This window comes from [Clostridium] clostridioforme AGR2157, from assembly GCF_000424325.1.
GTDB classification, from domain to species: domain Bacteria; phylum Bacillota; class Clostridia; order Lachnospirales; family Lachnospiraceae; genus Enterocloster; species Enterocloster clostridioformis_A.
Genome location: NZ_AUJR01000005.1, coordinates 128,449 through 145,159, shown reverse-complemented (window position 1 = coordinate 145,159; position 16,711 = coordinate 128,449). Strand labels below are relative to the sequence as shown.

14 protein-coding genes and 1 pseudogene are annotated in these 16,711 nt (G+C 52.3%); 3 read left to right on the top strand and 12 right to left on the bottom strand.

Annotation, left to right across the window (positions count from 1 at the left end; all coding sequences use genetic code 11):
- Positions 1 to 7: 7 nt before the first annotated feature.
- The 7 genes and pseudogenes from asrB (G614_RS0102805) to mgtE form a co-directional block, all read right to left on the bottom strand.
- Entirely contained in the window at positions 8 to 802 is a 795-nt protein-coding gene (gene asrB / locus G614_RS0102805; RefSeq protein ID WP_027640704.1) for an anaerobic sulfite reductase subunit AsrB, read from the bottom strand.
- Position 803: 1 nt separating this feature from the next.
- A complete protein-coding gene (locus G614_RS0102800; protein WP_027640703.1) occupies positions 804 to 1,907 on the bottom strand; it encodes a 4Fe-4S dicluster domain-containing protein in 1,104 nt (367 codons plus the stop codon).
- 77 nt (positions 1,908 to 1,984) lie between these two features.
- Positions 1,985 to 2,671, bottom strand: a complete 687-nt coding sequence (locus G614_RS0102795) for a Crp/Fnr family transcriptional regulator (protein WP_027640702.1) — start codon at positions 2,669 to 2,671, stop codon at positions 1,985 to 1,987.
- Positions 2,668 to 3,969 (bottom strand): molybdopterin-guanine dinucleotide biosynthesis protein B, encoded by a 1,302-nt coding sequence (gene mobB, locus G614_RS0102790; RefSeq protein ID WP_027640701.1) that lies wholly within the window; start codon positions 3,967 to 3,969, stop codon positions 2,668 to 2,670. The genes G614_RS0102795 and mobB overlap by 4 nt, the downstream gene beginning before the upstream one ends.
- A 20-nt stretch (positions 3,970 to 3,989) precedes the next feature.
- Complete coding sequence (locus G614_RS33320) at positions 3,990 to 4,112, bottom strand: hypothetical protein (protein ID WP_278245974.1); 123 nt, start codon at positions 4,110 to 4,112, stop codon at positions 3,990 to 3,992.
- A 227-nt stretch (positions 4,113 to 4,339) separates the two neighbouring features.
- Positions 4,340 to 4,990, bottom strand: a pseudogene (locus G614_RS34190) (class I fructose-bisphosphate aldolase).
- Positions 4,991 to 5,082: 92 nt separating this feature from the next.
- The gene (gene mgtE / locus G614_RS0102770) at positions 5,083 to 6,432 is read right to left on the bottom strand and encodes a magnesium transporter (protein ID WP_027640700.1); all 1,350 of its coding nucleotides are present in this window, start codon (positions 6,430 to 6,432) and stop codon (positions 5,083 to 5,085) included.
- A 404-nt stretch (positions 6,433 to 6,836) separates the two neighbouring features.
- Here mgtE and G614_RS0102765 point away from each other — a divergent pair, with 404 nt between their 5' ends.
- Together G614_RS0102765 and asnB are read left to right on the top strand one after the other, a co-directional pair.
- The gene (locus G614_RS0102765; RefSeq protein WP_027640699.1) at positions 6,837 to 8,207 is read left to right on the top strand and encodes a hypothetical protein; all 1,371 of its coding nucleotides are present in this window, start codon (positions 6,837 to 6,839) and stop codon (positions 8,205 to 8,207) included.
- Between the two features lie 103 nt (positions 8,208 to 8,310).
- The gene (asnB, locus tag G614_RS0102760) at positions 8,311 to 10,164 is read left to right on the top strand and encodes an asparagine synthase (glutamine-hydrolyzing) (protein WP_027640698.1); all 1,854 of its coding nucleotides are present in this window, start codon (positions 8,311 to 8,313) and stop codon (positions 10,162 to 10,164) included.
- 14 nt (positions 10,165 to 10,178) lie between these two features.
- On the opposite strand, the gene G614_RS0102755 is transcribed toward asnB, so the two are convergent.
- The gene (locus tag G614_RS0102755; protein ID WP_027640697.1) at positions 10,179 to 11,564 is read right to left on the bottom strand and encodes a GGDEF domain-containing protein; all 1,386 of its coding nucleotides are present in this window, start codon (positions 11,562 to 11,564) and stop codon (positions 10,179 to 10,181) included.
- A gap of 131 nt (positions 11,565 to 11,695) precedes the next feature.
- Between G614_RS0102755 and G614_RS0102750 the strand changes: the two genes are divergently transcribed.
- A complete protein-coding gene (locus tag G614_RS0102750; RefSeq protein ID WP_027640696.1) occupies positions 11,696 to 12,043 on the top strand; it encodes a helix-turn-helix transcriptional regulator in 348 nt (115 codons plus the stop codon).
- A gap of 215 nt (positions 12,044 to 12,258) precedes the next feature.
- On the opposite strand, the gene G614_RS0102745 is transcribed toward G614_RS0102750, so the two are convergent.
- The 4 genes from G614_RS0102745 to asrA form a co-directional block, all read right to left on the bottom strand.
- Entirely contained in the window at positions 12,259 to 13,461 is a 1,203-nt protein-coding gene (locus tag G614_RS0102745; RefSeq protein WP_027640695.1) for an FprA family A-type flavoprotein, read from the bottom strand.
- Between the two features lie 199 nt (positions 13,462 to 13,660).
- The gene (gene asrC, locus G614_RS0102740) at positions 13,661 to 14,716 is read right to left on the bottom strand and encodes a sulfite reductase subunit C (RefSeq protein ID WP_027640694.1); all 1,056 of its coding nucleotides are present in this window, start codon (positions 14,714 to 14,716) and stop codon (positions 13,661 to 13,663) included.
- Positions 14,717 to 14,734: 18 nt separating this feature from the next.
- On the bottom strand, positions 14,735 to 15,526 hold the full coding sequence (asrB, locus tag G614_RS0102735) for an anaerobic sulfite reductase subunit AsrB (RefSeq protein ID WP_027640693.1): 792 nt from the start codon (positions 15,524 to 15,526) through the stop codon (positions 14,735 to 14,737).
- A 16-nt stretch (positions 15,527 to 15,542) separates the two neighbouring features.
- Positions 15,543 to 16,577, bottom strand: a complete 1,035-nt coding sequence (asrA, locus tag G614_RS0102730; RefSeq protein ID WP_027640692.1) for an anaerobic sulfite reductase subunit AsrA — start codon at positions 16,575 to 16,577, stop codon at positions 15,543 to 15,545.
- Between the last annotated feature and the right edge of the window lie 134 nt (positions 16,578 to 16,711).

Sequence of the window (16,711 nt, the reverse complement as noted above, 5' to 3'; positions counted from 1 at the left end):
CCGCCTCCTAATCCATCAGGTTCTTTGCCTCGGTATAGAGGAATACCGGGCCGTCCACACAGACGTATTTGTCGCCGATACGACAGTGGCCGCATTTGCCGATGCCGCAGCACATCTTCCGCTCATAGGATACCCAGATATGCTCCTCCTTAAATCCCCGTTCCAAAAGCGCCTTCACGGTGAAATGCATCATGGCCGGCGGCCCCACCACTATGGCCTTTGCAAGGGAAGGCTCCTCAAGTTCCAGGCCGGGGATGTATTGGGTCACCAGGCCCACCGGCCCCTCATAGCCCTCCGCCGCCCCGTCCACGGTGAGATTCAGGTCCATGGTATCCTTCCACCGCTTGAAATCATCCCGGAACAGGATGTCCTCCGGGCTCTTAAACCCGGCCACCAGGCACATGGTCCTGCGCTCATCCTCATGCCCTGAAAAATAGTCAATGACTCCCCTCACAGGGGAAACGCCGGTCCCGCCGGCAATGATTACCAGCTCACTGCCCTTATAGTCCTCCACATCGAATCCATTGCCGTAAGGTCCCCGCATGAACAGCCTGTCGCCCTGGTAACGCTCAAACACCTCATCCGTCACCTTTCCCACGCGGCGGATGGTCAGGTCCACCTGGCCTTCCCGGATGCCGCTGACTGAAATGGGGGCTTCCCCATACTTTGGTATGGATACCTCAAAGAATTGGCCCGGCTTTACCTGTCCCTCATAGGACATGGAAAATGTATACTCGATATCCGTATGCTTTTTTACCTTCATGATCTGTGATGAAAACGGGGTGTATTCCTGTGCCTGCATCCTATCGGTCCTCCTTTTCCATATCAGCCAGCTTGTTCACACAGGCTGAAAATGATATATATTCCGGACAGATGTCGTCGCAGCGTCCGCAGCCAACGCACATCTGGCAGCCGAATTTCTTCTTGAAATCTGATATCTTGTGGAGCACCTTAAAGCGCATCCGCTCTCCGTAATTCTTCCGGCAGGAACCGCCTCCCGCCACATCCGAGTAGCCGTCCACCATACAGGACGCGTGTACCCTGCGCCGCTCCCCGGCGTTTTCGTTGTCCTGATAAAAGATGTCCTGCATGGTAAAGCAGGTGCAGGTGGGACAGACAAAGTTACAGCGCCCGCAGGCAATGCAGCGGCTGTCGTATTCCTTCCACACAGGATGTCCTGTAAGCTCCGGGCCGCAGTGCTCCGGCACCCGGACCTTAAACTGGTTCTTCGTCACATGGTCGGGCTCTACATCTTCCGCGGGAAGCTCCATGGATTCGAGGATTTCTGTAAGCTCCTGCCAATGGCTGTCCAGCTTCCAGCGGATACCCTCCCGTGGCCGGGCATCCTCTTGGAACGGGATATCCTCCTGAGACCGGATATCTAACCGTATATCCTCCCTGGCCCATATATCCCCAGCCTCAACCATATTGACAGCTCCGTCGTAATCCCTGGTCTGGTTTGTTCCCATGGACACGCAGAATCCATTTTCACAGGTGTGGGCGCATCCCATCAGCACAAGTTTCATCCGGTCCCGCAGGCGCCTGTAATAGTAATCCTCCGCCCCATGATTTAAGTATACCTGGTCCAGACGTTTCATGGCATGAATGTCACAGCTGCGCAAGAGGAGGATGGCCGGCCTCCGTCTCTCAGGCTCCGCCTCCTTCATCTCATGCTCCGTAAAGTAAAACAGAATCTGGGTAATGGGAAGAATGGCTTCCTTAAAGGAATAGTGGGACTTCACCTCCCATTCCAGCTCCTCAAAGGTGCGGACCTGCCCATAACGCACCACATCCGTATCCGAATACATTCCCTCACCTGTCATGCGGACAGGACCATATATGTCATATCCGCTGGATAAACGGTCAAATACCTGTTCCATGTCTCCTTGTTTCAATTGATATCCCATGTAGGCGCTCTCCTTATGTTAATAATTTAACTACAAAAGAGTATAGCAGAACTGCACAAAAAATGCCGTGACGTACATCACGGCTGTTTGAAATATTCACTTATTTTTTTCATATCCGGAATGGTAATCCGATTCCTTTCCATGTTAATGAGCCCCAGCTCCGTCAGCCTTTTGACCTGCCTGGAAACCGTCTCACGTTTTGATCCCAGCATATCCGCCAGATAGGTAATGCTTAAGTTCATGTCAATCAGGGTTCCGTCCCCTGAACATACTCCATAGTCTTTTCCCAGTTTAAAAAGCTTTGCTGCCAGGCGCTTCTCACCGCTCAGGGCATTGGTGGTATTCTTAAGCTGGCGGTACAGCCGGCGGATTTTAAGGGACATGGCCCCCATGACTTCCCTGGCCAGCCTGCCGTCCTTATCCATGACCTGGATGAACCTGGCTGCCGGCAGCACCATCACCAGGGATTCCTCCCGCACCTCGCAGTTCACCGCAGATGTCAGTCTCTGGAGGCTGTCTTCATTGAGCAGATTTCCCGGCCCATAGACAAATATGACCTTTTTCTCTCCCAGGGAATTGATCTTATACAGGGACGCCACACCCTCCACCAGAAAATACAGGCATGCGCTCTCCTCCCTGTCATAAAACACGTGCGCTCCCCTGCCATACCTGCGTATATAGGCAAAACCTGCGATTTCATCCCTGCTGCCTGCACTGGCCGCACTGAAAAAGTCTGCCTTCTCCAAAGCTTCCTTTACTGTCATAGCTCATCCCCTCCGTCTCCCCTGCTGTACCTGTCCATGTGCTCAATTACAATTTCCAGGATGTGGTCCTTCTGAGCGGCTGTGAGTACGGGACATTTCTCATTCCGGTGTTTTTCCCCGCCCGGGCAATCTCCCCCGCTCCAGGCGTCCTCTCCGCCCGGGCCGTCCTCCCCGCTCCAGGCATTCTCCCCGCCCGCGCCGGCATTTCCGCTCCAGGCATTCTCCCCGCCCGGGCCGTCCTCCCCGCTCCAGGCATTCTCCCCGCCCGGGCCGGCATTTCCGCTCCAGCCGTCCTCACCGCTCCATATATAAGCCAGCACTGTTTCCGGCCTGCACACCGGGACATTTGAGACTTCTTTTCTCAGCACCTCCAGCTTGGGATAGTCCGAATATTTCTGTCCTTCCAGGAAAATAATGTCTGCCTCCGGGAAGAAACCAAAGAAATCCTCTGCCACCATGGAAGGCTGCTCCTTTGTCATGGAAAATTTCCTGCCGGAGTATACCACCGTGCCGTATGCCCCCGCATCCTTTATCCTCCGGCTGTCGGTTCCCGGCACATCGGCCTCAAACTCATGGCCATCATGTTTGATTACCGCAGACCGGATTCCCACCCGGGCCAGCTCCCTGACCAGCATCTCCAGAAGGGCTGTCTTACCGGTATCCTTCCTGCCGCTTACGGCCAGGACAGGCGTCCGCAGCTCTCCCAGGCTCCTGTACGCAGAGGGCGAATTCACATTGGCAAACCAGATATCCGGTATGTGGGCCTCTGACGTATCCACCACAATACAGCGGACAGCGTTCAGGAACTTCATCAGCCGGTAATTTCCCCGGCGGATCGTGTCCCCCAGAGCCTCCAGGCAGGTGTCCGCATAAAAGCCGCATATGGGCTGTATACGGCCGTCCCTGGTCCTCCACAGCACTGCATCCACCCCCGGCTCCCATCGCTCCATCAGGATTGCTGCCATCTCTTTCCTGAATAAAGGCATATCACAGGAGACAAAGAACAGCCCCTCAAGTCCTGTGCTCTGAAAGCAGGACCATATTCCGCCCATGGGGCCAATCCACTCTCCCTCTGCCCCCTTTACGGCATCTTCAATCACTTCCAGTCCGCCTTCCCTGTCCCCGTTGCCTGCATAGCAGGCCCTCGACAGGTAAGATGGGATACCCAGGGCCTGAAGCTGCTTCTGTATATGCCCGCGAAATGATACTCCCTTAAAGTCCAGTCCTCCTTTATCAATACCGCCCATACGGCGTCCCTGTCCTCCTGACAGAATCACGCTTCCCCATCCGTGTCTCATGTCCTGCTCCTCCTGCCGTGTCATGATATTGTCCTGTCCTGGTTTTCTTCTCCTGCGTCCCCACTCTCAATACGGTTTTTGAACTGCTCCTTTGCCTGATACATGGCCTCATCCGCAGCCTTAAACAGGGTCTCGTAATCCATCCCAAGTTGTCATAACTCAAAGCTTCTGCACCCTTTTATCAGGATACATTTTCATCACATCTTTTTATATGATATCATTTATAACAGTCCTTGTAAACAGAAGGCAGGCCGTCAAATAAGCCCAATGCCCTGCCATCTGTTTCCTGCCCGCAAAAAGGCTCCGCAGCAATAGCGGAGCCTCCCTGTCTCATGTTATGTGTACTGTTCTCAGGTTAAGCCGGTTATTCTCAGGTTATGGATGCCTCGTAAATCTCCTTAATGGACTGGGCCAGCATACGGTCAAACTCACCCTGGGTCTGATTTGCATTAAGGCCTTCGGACAATGCCCTGGAAAAACTGGCAATCAGTCCCGGGCTGCGGCTTAAGCGCTCATTGGCCTCCTGGCGGGAATATCCGCCGGACAGCGCCACCACACGCACTACATGGGAATCTTCCATGAGGTCGCTGTAGAATCCATGCTTATCCGGAATGGACAGTTTAAACATCAGTTTCGTACCTCCGGAAGCTCTGCCAGATGTTTCTTGATTTCATCCTTCATGATTTGCTCAGACTCAGCCTTATCCGGGCTGTAAATATCAATCTCCGGCTCCAGTATGGGTACCAGTCCTGCCGCGGCAATGCGAAGCCCGATTTCAAACTGCTGGTCCACAATCTTTTTGATTCCCGCAGGATTTGCCTGCTTAATCACAGAACGCATCTTGGTGCCGAAAATATGGCGCTCCACCGCACGTACCAGGAGTTCATCCAGTCCCGGAATAGGCAAACATCTCCTCATCATTGCTGTACTGGTCCTCTCTGATTCCGTAATTCTTTAGCGCCTTCGGCGTACTGCCGCCGCTCTGGTCTAACGCCGCGATAAACCCTTTTTTCCCGCTCATGATAGCTGTTCCCGGGACCTATCACCCGGGACCTATCAAAAACAAAGGTCCGGAATCCTGTATATAAGCAAGATTCCGGACCTGAACATTCCCTAAATTTTAAGCAGGCTGCACGCCAGCTGAAAATAAATAATCAGACTCACCCCATCCACAATGGTGGTGATAAGCGGCGCAGCCATGATGGCAGGGTCCAGATGGAGGACCTGCGCCACGATAGGCAGGACACAGCCAATGGTCTTGGCCAGCATGACGGTGGCCAGAAGGCTCAGCACCACTGTGAGGCAGAGCATTTCCTGCCCCGGAAAACGGACTACCAGCTGTATATAATTTACCAGTCCCAGCAGGACGCCCACGATAACTCCCACCCGCAGTTCCTTCCAGAGAACCCGCAGGATATCCCTGGCTTCAATCTCTCCCACTGCCATGCCGCGGATAATCATGGTGCTGCTCTGACTGCCCGCGTTTCCGCCTGTGTCCGTCAGCATGGGAATGAAGGTCACAAGCAGCGGTATCACCGCAAATGCCGCCTCGTACTTTGCCAGGATGCTGCCTGTAATCATGCTGCTGACCATGAGAATCAGGAGCCAGGCCAGACGGTTCTTTGCCAAAGCAAACACGCCTGTCTTAAGGTAAGGCTTCTCGCTGGGAAGCATGGCTGCCATCTTCTCAAAGTCCTCTGTGGCCTCCTGCTCCATAACATCCACCACGTCGTCCACGGTAACGATGCCCACCAGACGGTTCTCGTGGTCCACCACCGGAAGGCTCAGGAGGTCGTATTTACGGAAGCTCTCCGCCACCTCCTCCTGGTCGTCTGTGGTCACGGCCTTAAGCACATGAGTATCCATGATGTTGCCGATGACTTCCTCATAGGGATGCATCAGCAGGTCCTTGACGGTCACCACACCCTCCAGGGTCCTCTTTGCGTCCATGACATAACAGGTATAAATGGTCTCCTTATCCACGCCGTGCCTGCGGATATAGGCAAATGCCTCCTCCACGGTCATACGCTTCTTAAGGCCCACATACTCTGCCGTCATAATGCTTCCGGCGCTGCCTTCCGGATACTTTAAAAACTGGTTGATCAGCTTCCTTGTGTCCGGCGTGGAGTTCTTAAGCACGCGCTTGACCACATTGGCCGGCAGTTCTTCCAGCATATCCACGGCATCGTCCACAAACAGGTCGTTTACAATGGCGCTGAGCTCGTAATCCGTGATGCTGTTGATGATATGCTCCTGCTTCTCCACAGGCAGACATGCGAACACATCGCTTGCCAGCTCCTTGGGAAGCATGCGGTAAACCACTACGGTCTTCTCGGAATCCAGTTCCTCGACGAACGCGGCAATATCCACCTCGTTCATCTCAATCAGCTTTTCCTTCAGTAACCTGAGCTGCATTGTATCCAGCAGATCCATCAGCTCTTTTAAATCAAAATTCTCCTGCATCTTATTCCTTCCATGAATGGTGACATCATGAAAGCAGCACACAAAATGCCGCAGTTCTGCCCCGGATGACCGGACTGCAACAACAAAACAGCCATAATTACAGACTCCTCCTGTAATACATGGCTATCATCATAAACGTATATGAATACTATAATTAACGGCAGTGAAAGCAAAAAGCCGCCGGCACAGCTCCCACTACCATACGCTTATGATAATTGTCTGCTTCCAACTTATGACTTCGACCTTCCACTCCGGTTCACTTCCTTTTTTCAAAATTTAATCCTTATCTAGCATACCAGCACCCGGCCATAAAATCAACCCCTATTTTCCTGTTTTCCTTTTCACGGAGGAGAGCATTTCCCCATATCATAGATTATATTCCATAAATACAGGAGTGATTTATTATGATAGAATCCGCAGTAGTGCTGACTCCGCTCCACTACGCTTATCTCATAGGCGTCATCGTTATCCTGGCAGTGATGGTCATCAAAAAGGATACGCCTGCCGTCTGCATCGCCTTCCTGTTCATCCTGGGCCTCATCGGCCTTAAATCCGTTACCGGCGGCATCATAACCGTATTTTCCGCTGTTCTCTATGCGGGCAGGAAATTCATGGAGGTGCTGGCCACAATTGCCCTGGTCACCTCCCTGTCCAAATGCCTGAAGGACCTGGGAAGCGACTATCTGATGATGGTTCCCATGGCCGGCATTATGAAAAACCCTTCCCTGACCTGGTGGATTCTGGGACTCACCATGTTCCTGTTTTCCCTGTTCCTGTGGCCCAGTCCCTCGGTTGCGCTGGTGGGGGCCATCATGCTGCCCTTTGCGGTGAAGGCAGGCCTGAATCCCTTAGCCGCGGCCATGGCCATGAATCTGTTCGGACACGGCTTTGCGCTGAGCTACGATGTGGTAATTCAGGGAGCTCCCGCCATATCAGCCGGCGCAGCAGGACTTGACACCTCCTCCATCCTCCAGCAGGCATGGCCTTTATTCTGGATAATGGGCATTGTCACTGTTCTCAGCGCATATGTGTTAAACAGGAGTCAGCTGGATGCCAGGGGCCCCCGGCTCTCCATACAGGCAGAACCTTCCAGGCCGCAGGTCAGGAAGGCCGCCCTGTTCCTGGCTGTCTTCACTCCTCTTGCCTTTGCAGGGGATGTTATCCTTATGCTTCTGTGCGGCCTGAAGGGCGGGGATGCCACCAGCATGGTCTCCGGCACCGCTCTCCTTCTCACCTGCCTGGGCGCTCTGCTGGGCTTTGGGAAACAGTCCCTGGAAAAGGTCACCGGCTATGTCACTGAAGGCTTTCTCTTTGCTATCCGCATCTTTGCTCCGGTTATTATAATCGGCGCCTTTTTCTTTTTAGGCGGGGACGGAATCACCTCCATCATGGGGGAACGGTTCACCCACGGCATCATGAATGACTGGGCCCTGTGGCTGGCGCAGAACGCCCCCCTGAATAAATATATGGCTGCCTTTATACAGATGGTAGTTGGCGGACTGACGGGACTGGACGGTTCCGGCTTTTCGGGCCTTCCCCTTACCGGTGCCCTGGCCAGGACCTTTGGAACCGCCACCGGCTCGTCTGTACCGGTCATGGCAGCCCTGGGCCAGATTACGGCAATCTTCGTGGGCGGCGGCACCATCGTGCCATGGGGACTCATCCCAGTTGCCGCCATCTGCAATGTAAGCCCGCTGGAACTGGCGAGGAAAAACCTGATACCGGTCTGTATTGGATTTGCCTGTACCTTTGCCCTGGCATGCTTCATGCTCTGATGGCCGGATTCCTGGGGCACAGTATTGCAGGCGTACCGTCCCCTCCGGACATCACCTTTTTACAATCAAACATCTTTCCACATCATGACAGGAGGAATGAATTATGTGCGGAATTGCCGGTTTTTATAACCCTCATGACCATTACCTGAAAGAGAAAGAACACTATGAATCTGTCCTGCAGGCCATGGCAGAACGCTTACGGCACCGAGGCCCGGATGACGCCGGACGATGGCTTTGGGAACACGGCGGCCTGTCCCATGCCCGACTGTCCATCATTGATCTGGCCGGAGGACACCAGCCCATGGTGAAATCAGGCTCCGGACAGACCTTTGCCATTGTCTACAACGGGGAACTGTACAATACCGATGAACTGCGCCAGGAACTCATGGCCGCGGGCTGCTCCTTCCAGACCTCCAGCGACACGGAGGTCATACTGGCAGGCTACATGGAATACGGTCCTGACTTTGTAAAGCGCCTGAACGGCATCTTTGCCTTTGCCATCATGGACACGGCCCATAACCGGCTGTGCCTGTTCCGGGACCGGGCCGGGGTAAAACCGCTGTTCTATACGGTAAGGGATGAAGAACTCATTTTTTCTTCCGAGCTCAAAGGAATCCTGGCCTATCCGGGCGTCAAGGCGCAGTTAGACCGGAGGGGGCTGAATGAAGTGTTCTCCATCGGACCTGCCAGGACCTATGGCTGCGGCGTTCTAAAGGACATGGATGAGCTGCTTCCGGGGCATTACCTCATATGCAGCCCGGTTGGAATCCGCCAGCAGAGTTATTGGAAGCTGGCCAGCCGTCCCCATGAGGACAGCTATGAAAGGACCATTGAGAAAACGTCATTTCTGGTGGAGGATTCCGTGCGCAGGCAAATGGTTTCAGATGTGCCCATCTGCACCTTCCTCTCAGGGGGCGTGGACTCCAGCCTTGTGTCTGCCATCTGCGCAAAAGAACTGAAAAAACAGGGAAAGCGCCTGACCACTTTCTCCTTTGACTTTGTGGACAACGATAAATTCTTCCGGGCCAACTCCTTCCAACCTTCCCAGGACCGCCCCTATGTGGACCAGATGGTAAGATTCCTGGATTCCGACCATCATCACCTGGAATGCGGCAACCTGACCCAGGCCGACCGTCTGTTTGATTCTGTCCTGGCCCATGACCTGCCGGCCATGGGGGACATCGACTCCTCCATGCTCCAGTTCTGCTCCATGGTCAAGGAACACAACAAGGTGGCCCTGACCGGCGAATGCGCCGACGAAATATTCGGCGGCTACCCCTGGTTCCATAAAAAGGAATGCTTTGAAGCCCACACATTCCCGTGGACCATGGACCTGGCCCCAAGAAAGGCCCTGTTGAATGACAGCTTCTTAGAGTATCTGGACATGGACCAATACGTGCTGGAAACCTATGAGCGCTCCGTGGCAGAGACCCCTGTCCTGGCAGAGGATTCCCCGGAGGAAGCCAGACGCCGGGAAATTGCCTGGCTGAACCTGCGCTGGTTCATGCAGACCCTTCTCAACCGCATGGACCGCACCAGCATGTACTCCGGCCTGGAGGCAAGGGTTCCCTTTGCCGACCACCGAATCATTGAATATGTCTGGAACGTGCCCTGGGACATGAAAACAAGGGACGGACAGGTAAAGAACCTGCTCCGCCAGTCGGGAAAAGGACTTCTCCCGGATGAAATACTGTTCCGGAAAAAGTCCCCCTATCCTAAAACTTATGATACTGCCTATGAAAAACTGCTTGTGGATCGTGTAAGGGAAATGATGGACGACAGCCATTCCCCGGTAATGGATTTCCTGGACCGAAAAAAACTGGCTCGCTTTCTCACCAGTCCCTCTGACTACGGAAAACCCTGGTACGGCCAGCTCATGGCCGGCCCTCAGATGCTGGCCTATATCCTCCAGGTCAACTTCTGGCTGAAAACTTATCACATTGAAGTGGTTGGTTAGACACGCCCCACCCGTCAGGGCTCGGAATGAAGCTTCATTCCGGGCCCGTAAAACGCGAACTGATTCTTACCCCGGCGCTTGGCTTCATAAACGGCTATATCCGCCTTCATGAGAAGAGAATCGTAATCCCTTCCGTCCCTTGGGCACACAGCCCCTCCGATGCTGCAGGACAGCCCGCAGCCTTTCAGGTCTAAATCCGGTATGTGGCTCACTGCCCGGCACAGGCGTCCGGCGCACTCGCCTGCCTCCTCAATGGATGTGACTCCTGAGAGAAAGGCTACGAACTCGTCACCTCCCACCCTTCCGATTATGTCGGAAGTGCGGAGGACCTTGCGGAAGCACTCTGCCACAGAACACAGCACCTTATCCCCATACCGGTGGCCAAGGGTATCGTTTACAGTCTTAAAATTATCCAAATCAATAAAAAGCAGCACAGAAGGCGGCATCACTGCGGCCTCCCCCAGGATTCCGTTGATCTTAGCATTCACTGCCTGGCGGTTATATAGGCCTGTAAGGGAATCAATCCTTGCATGAAGGAGCGCGTCGCTGAGGCGCTTCTTCTGACTGCGCTGCTCCAGGTACTCTGCCGTGATATCCTGGCGCATAAGGAGAATCTTGCGCTCCTGTCTGTCAAAGTACACATAGCGCAGCAATTTGCGGGCATACCGGCCGTCCATGCCCTTCTCTCCATAGGTTACCATCAGCTCGCCTTCCCGTTCCAAAGCATCCATGACATTGCCCATGGATGCTTTTTCCAGAAGCAGGTCCCTGTCCTCAGGCACCACATACTTCCTGATACAGGCTTCCAGTTCCCGTTTATAGTTCCCTGAATAAGGCATCTGCTCCTGAATACAGCTGTCATTCTTCTGAAGAATCTCATAATAACCCGTGTCACCATCCAGACACAGGAAGAAATCGCAGTTTCTGTACACGTACCGGTCAATAATCTGTTCCTGCATGTACCGCTTCTGTCCTTCCTTTCCCATGTCACGGACATAGCACAGGATGGTGCCGCCGTTACCGGCTGTTATGGCCACCACCTCCACCCACACATAGCCTCCCTCTGCCGTCCTCTGCCGGTAAACCAGCTTATCAGGACTTCTGCTCCCGGAAAGTTCTTTCATATGCACGGCGCTGAAAAATGCCTGGAACTGCCTGCACTCCCGAGGGTGTACATGGTTCCAGGCAAATGCCTGAAATTCCTGCTCTGTACGGTTCTCCCGCAGCCGTCCCCTGCCCTCTGTGTAAAATATAATACGGCTGTCCCCTGATGCCGGGTCCCAGGCCAGCAGTTCGTCAAATAATGTCAGAAGCGGCTGTGCATATTCCTTTTCAAGCCCTGCTTCCGGCACCACGCGTTTCATGCACGCCTGCATTCTGTCTTCTGTCCCTTCACCCATGCAAAACTTCCTTTCCCCCTCCCGTTATTACATCCAGGAGTTTGGTGTATTTCAATTCATTATTTATATGTACTGCATAGTAATTCATAATATAAGAAGTGTAGTGTACACTAGTATTGAGGTGAATCGCAATGCATGATTACGTTAAAACTTTAGGTACGGTCATCCGAAAGGCCCGCGAAGAACAGGGAATGTCCCAGGCTTCCCTGGCAGAGAAGCTGGGCATAGATGTCCGTACCATTATTAATATAGAAAATTTCCGTGGAAACCCCAAATTCGAGGTGCTCTATCCTCTGGTAACCACTTTGAGAATTCCCGCTGACCGTATCTTTTACCCTAAAACCGACTCCATGGGCGACAGCAAGCAGCAGCTGTTCTGGGAGCTCCACAGTCTAAGCGAAAAGGAAGCCCTGGAGCTTCTTCCCGTCATACGCTGTCTGGCAGATATGGTGCGGAAACATGGGGCTGAGAACCTATAATCAGTTATTATTTTACTACAGGGATTCTAAAAATACAATATATTATTCATTGAATTACAGATTTTCTACGTATTGCAATACATGTTTCAGACAAAAATACAGAACCGGCATGTCTTATGCCACCATGATAAAAAAACGCAATAAAATACCGGACAGCTCCAACAAAGCCATCCGGCAAATCGTTTAAAATCATTATTGTCACTGATTCAGTGCTGCTATTTCATGGATTCCACAATGGCATCCGCCATGGCATCCAGTTCTTCCATCTGGGATTCCTTAAGAGATGATTTTACAGTCACCATCTGTTCCAGAATGGTCATATTCTTCATGGAGCCGATGATTTCCTTCATCTGCTTGCCTGACAGCACGCCCCAGGAGCCATTTTCCATCAGGGCCACGGTCCTGTTCTGCAGGTTATGGGCCTTCAGGTCCATGAGTACATGCTCCATGCTGCTGAAGATGCCTCCGTTATAGGTGGCTGACGCAAACACCAGATGGCTGCAGCGGAATGCCTCCGAGATAATGGTGGAAGGATGGGTGGAGGAAGCGTCATACATGGCAATGTTCCTGATTCCTCTCTCCGCCAGCTTGCAGGCCAGGATATTGGCTGCGTTCTCCGTGTTGCCATAGATGGAACCATAGGCAATCATCACGGCCTTTTCCTCCGGCTCATAGCTGCTCCAGGTCAGATACTTGTCCACATACCAGCTTATATCTTTGCGCCATACCGGCCCGTGAAGCGGGCACAGGGTACGGATATCCAGGCCTGATGCCTTCTTTAACAGGGTCTGCACGGAAGGTCCGTACTTGCCTACGATATTGGTATAATACCGTCTGGCATCATCCAGCCAGTCTCTCTCAAAGTTGACCTCATCCGCAAACAGGTTGCCGTTCATGGCCCCGAAGGTGCCGAAGGCATCTGCGGAGAACAGGGTCTTGTCCGTGGTATCATAGGTCACCATAACCTCCGGCCAGTGTACCATGGGTGCCATGAGGAAGGTAAATGTATGCCGACCGGTGCAAAGGGTATCATTTTCCTTGACTACGATGGCCCTGGAATCAATGTCAAAATTATAGAACTGTTTGATAATCGGAACGGTTTTGGGGTTGCACACAACCTGCACCCCCGGATACCGCAGCACAATCTCCCCAAGGGTGGCGCAGTGGTCCGGCTCCATGTGGTTCACCACCACGTAATCTAAGTCACGTCCCTTTAACAGTGCGTCTATGTTCTCAAAAAACTGCTCCGTGATTGCTCTGTCCACCGTGTCAAACAGCACAGTCTTCTCATCCAGCAACAGATAAGCATTGTAGGAAACACCCCGCGGAATAGGATACGCGTTCTCAAATAAGGCCAGCCTCCGGTCTGTACCGCCAACCCAGAACAAATCATCATTGATGCGCTTTACACAGTACATATTCATTCTTCCTTTCGTCCATAATATGTTAAATATCCGTCAATTTATTTCGCTTAGAAGTATACTACATTTTTTCCAAAATGTCACTGTATAAATTAGTGTACACTAATAATTTCCGGCAGTCCGCATCTTCTTCCGCGCTGTCTGTACTTACTTTGTATAGTATCCCTGTCTGGCCCTAAAATATCACAAAAATCCCCTATACCTGTTTTTCCGCCGGCTTCTGGGGGCCTGCGTGCTTATGCTCAGACAGCGGCATCACATGCATGTTTCCTCTCTGCTCATTCTCAGCCCAGAAAATATCATCCGCCATCTTTGCCTCAGGATTGAACTCCACGCCTTCAAAGATATGTTTTACGAATTCCTTATAGCCCACACGGTCAATAAGGTGGCCTCCGTGGAGATACTCCGGCTTGTAATCCAGGGCCCAGGCGGAAAACTTCTGCCAGTTGGCAAACATGCCCAGTATCACATCCTCCGTAACCCAGTTAAGGAACAGCTTGCCTGCTCTTGGATTCTGCTTGCCCGTACGTCCTCCCAGGGTTACGCGGTACAGCTTCTTATCGCCCCTGGTCCATGCTCCGGTGGGACAAATCAGGGAACATTCGCCGCAGCCAACGCAGCAGCATATGTCCTTGTCAATCTTGCCGTTCTGGTTCAGGCTCAGCACGCCTGTGGCATGGTGCCTGCAGGCGTCCACGCATGAACCGCAGCCAATGCAACGGTCAATGTCATATACCTGCTTATTGATGCCCATGATGCCGAAATCGTTGAAGTTGGCCTTAACGCAGTCATTGGGACATCCGGCCACAGCCACCTTGATATGGTAATGAGATGGGAATACCAGGCGCTCAATCTTCCTGGCCAGCTCGTATGTATTCGCATTGCCCTTGATGCAGTGGGCGTTTCCGATACAGGACATGATATTCCTGGCGCCGATGGTGGGGTAACCGTAATCCGTCACATCCATGTCCACGCCGCACATCTCCACGTCCACGTCATGGATATATGACTTGATGTACTTATTTACTTCCTCTATATTCTCATACTTTACACCGGGTATGTCAAATGTCTGCCTGGTGCCAAGATGGAAGGTGCCGTTGCCAAAGCGCTCACAGAGGTCCTGCACCAGCTTTAAGTGTTTTGCCTCAATCATGGCTCCCGGAACACGCATCTGCAGCATGAACTCCCCTGCCACCTTGGACTGTCTGAAACAGTTGATTCTTACCTTTTTTATATCAATATCATGATTCATTCCTTCGCCACCCCTCTCTTAATCAACCAGAAACTTGGCCTGGGTATAATTAAACACAGGTCCGTCCAGACAGACATACACCTCATCAATGCGGCAGTGTCCGCATTTGCCTACGGCACATGACATCCTGCGCTCAAAGGACATCCATATCTTCTCATCAGGCACGCCCTGCTTAAGCACTTCCAGGGCCGTAAACTTCATCATAGGCGGCGGTCCTACCACCACAACGCTGTAGTCTTCCCCAAAATCCTTAAAGGGAATCCTTGACACGAACTCTGTGACAAAACCTGTCTCCCATCCATCCTTGTGATCCGTATCCAGGGCATAGATGGCGGTGAACTTCTCCTTCCAGCGGTCCAGGTCATTCTTGAAAATGATTCCGTCCTCATTCTTAAATCCGCTGATCAGGTGCACGCTCTTCACAAAATCCTCCTGCTCCCAGAACATATTCAGCATGCTCTTCACAGGCGCCAGCCCTGTGCCGCCGGTGATGACCGCCATGTGCTTACCCTGAAACCGCTCCACCGGCCATCCTTTGCCGTAGGCTCCCCTTAAGAAAAGGATGTCCCCCGGCTGCTTCTCAAATATCTCGTCCGTCACCTTTCCCACGGAACGGATGGTAAAATCCATCCAGCCATCCCCGAAGGAGCTGACGGATATGGGTGCTTCCCCTACCTTTGGGATGGAAAGCTGCAGGAACTGTCCATGAGACGGACGGATGTCTGTCTCCACTCTGAATGTATATTCATGAAGGCTCTCCCGCCTTACCTCGCGTATCTTACATGCCACTGGCTTCACTATATTATTCATGACTGCATCCCCTCTCCTATGCCTGCTTACCGGCTTTTATTTCCTCAACAGCGTCTGCCATCTTATTCACTGTAGCCACGATGGATATGTACTCAGGACACCGGTCCATGCACCGTCCGCAGCCCACACACATATGGTAGTCCTTGAACCTGGCTTTGTAGTCGTGGAATTTGTGGAGCACCTTATAGCGCATCCTGTCCCCGGCCCTGTTCCTGAAGCTCATGCCGCCGGCCATTTCAGTGAAATCCTTTACCTGGCAGGAGGCGGAAGTCCTCTTGCGCTCCCCTACGTTGCGGTTCTCATTGTATATGATATCCGTTGTGGTAAAACAGGTACAGGTGCTGCACGCCACGGTACAGGCGCCGCAGGAGATGCAGCGGCCGTCAAACTGCCTCCACATGGGATGTTCCTTAAGCTTTGTCAGAACCTCCTTATCCGGAATCTCCGGCACCGTGAGGGTCAGCTCATTCTTTTCCACGAACTGTGGTTCAAAGGGACATTCCTCCATGCCCTCGAAATAGGAGGCAAATGCATCGTCCTTTACCTGGAACTCCAGTCCGTCTTCCCCGAAACGGACTGCCATGGAATAATCATCGGTCCTGTTGGTTCCCATGCTGACACAGAAGCAGGTATCCCAGCCTTCGCCGCACTCCATCATCACTATCTTGACCTTCTCGTTCATGCGCTTATAATATATATCCTCATAACCGCCGTTGGTCAAATAAATCTTTTCCTGATGATGCTGCGCGTGGATATCGCAGGGCCGCATGAATATAAGCAGCTTCTTGGAAACAGCCTTGCTTTCAATGAATTCATCTTCTGTGAAATAGAACAGGGACTGGGTAATGGGGCTTAATACCTCCTTGGCCGGAAAATCCGATTTTTCCCTGTACTCGATTTCCTCCGCCCGGTCCACCCTGGCGTACTTAATCAGGTCTGTGTCGGAATACCTGCCCTTACCCACAAAACGTTTTGGCGCCCATATCTCATACTCTTCCTGAAGCTTTGCAAACATCCTGCCGGCATCCTTCAAATCCATTCTGTATCCCATGAAATGCCTCCTCCTTTATTCTTTTATCCCTTATAAATACTCTATATTAAAAGGCTTATGTTATTATTATAACAACCCAAAAAAATAAAGTATAATTATATATTGTGATGGTCTGATAATAAATTTTTATCATT

Bases quoted from the DNA above. Each gene is read 5' to 3' on its own strand.
- asrB (WP_027640704.1), bottom strand. From the start codon at position 802: ATGCAGGCACAGGAATACACCCCGTTTTCATCACAGATCATGAAGGTA.
- G614_RS0102800 (WP_027640703.1), bottom strand. From the start codon at position 1,907: ATGGGATATCAATTGAAACAAGGAGACATGGAACAGGTATTTGACCGT.
- G614_RS0102795 (WP_027640702.1), bottom strand. From the start codon at position 2,671: ATGACAGTAAAGGAAGCTTTGGAGAAGGCAGACTTTTTCAGTGCGGCC.
- mobB (WP_027640701.1), bottom strand. From the start codon at position 3,969: ATGAGACACGGATGGGGAAGCGTGATTCTGTCAGGAGGACAGGGACGC.
- G614_RS33320 (WP_278245974.1), bottom strand. From the start codon at position 4,112: ATGGATTACGAGACCCTGTTTAAGGCTGCGGATGAGGCCATGTATCAG.
- mgtE (WP_027640700.1), bottom strand. From the start codon at position 6,432: ATGCAGGAGAATTTTGATTTAAAAGAGCTGATGGATCTGCTGGATACA.
- G614_RS0102765 (WP_027640699.1), top strand. From the start codon at position 6,837: ATGATAGAATCCGCAGTAGTGCTGACTCCGCTCCACTACGCTTATCTC.
- asnB (WP_027640698.1), top strand. From the start codon at position 8,311: ATGTGCGGAATTGCCGGTTTTTATAACCCTCATGACCATTACCTGAAA.
- G614_RS0102755 (WP_027640697.1), bottom strand. From the start codon at position 11,564: ATGGGTGAAGGGACAGAAGACAGAATGCAGGCGTGCATGAAACGCGTG.
- G614_RS0102750 (WP_027640696.1), top strand. From the start codon at position 11,696: ATGCATGATTACGTTAAAACTTTAGGTACGGTCATCCGAAAGGCCCGC.
- G614_RS0102745 (WP_027640695.1), bottom strand. From the start codon at position 13,461: ATGTACTGTGTAAAGCGCATCAATGATGATTTGTTCTGGGTTGGCGGT.
- asrC (WP_027640694.1), bottom strand. From the start codon at position 14,716: ATGAATCATGATATTGATATAAAAAAGGTAAGAATCAACTGTTTCAGA.
- asrB (WP_027640693.1), bottom strand. From the start codon at position 15,526: ATGAATAATATAGTGAAGCCAGTGGCATGTAAGATACGCGAGGTAAGG.
- asrA (WP_027640692.1), bottom strand. From the start codon at position 16,577: ATGGGATACAGAATGGATTTGAAGGATGCCGGCAGGATGTTTGCAAAG.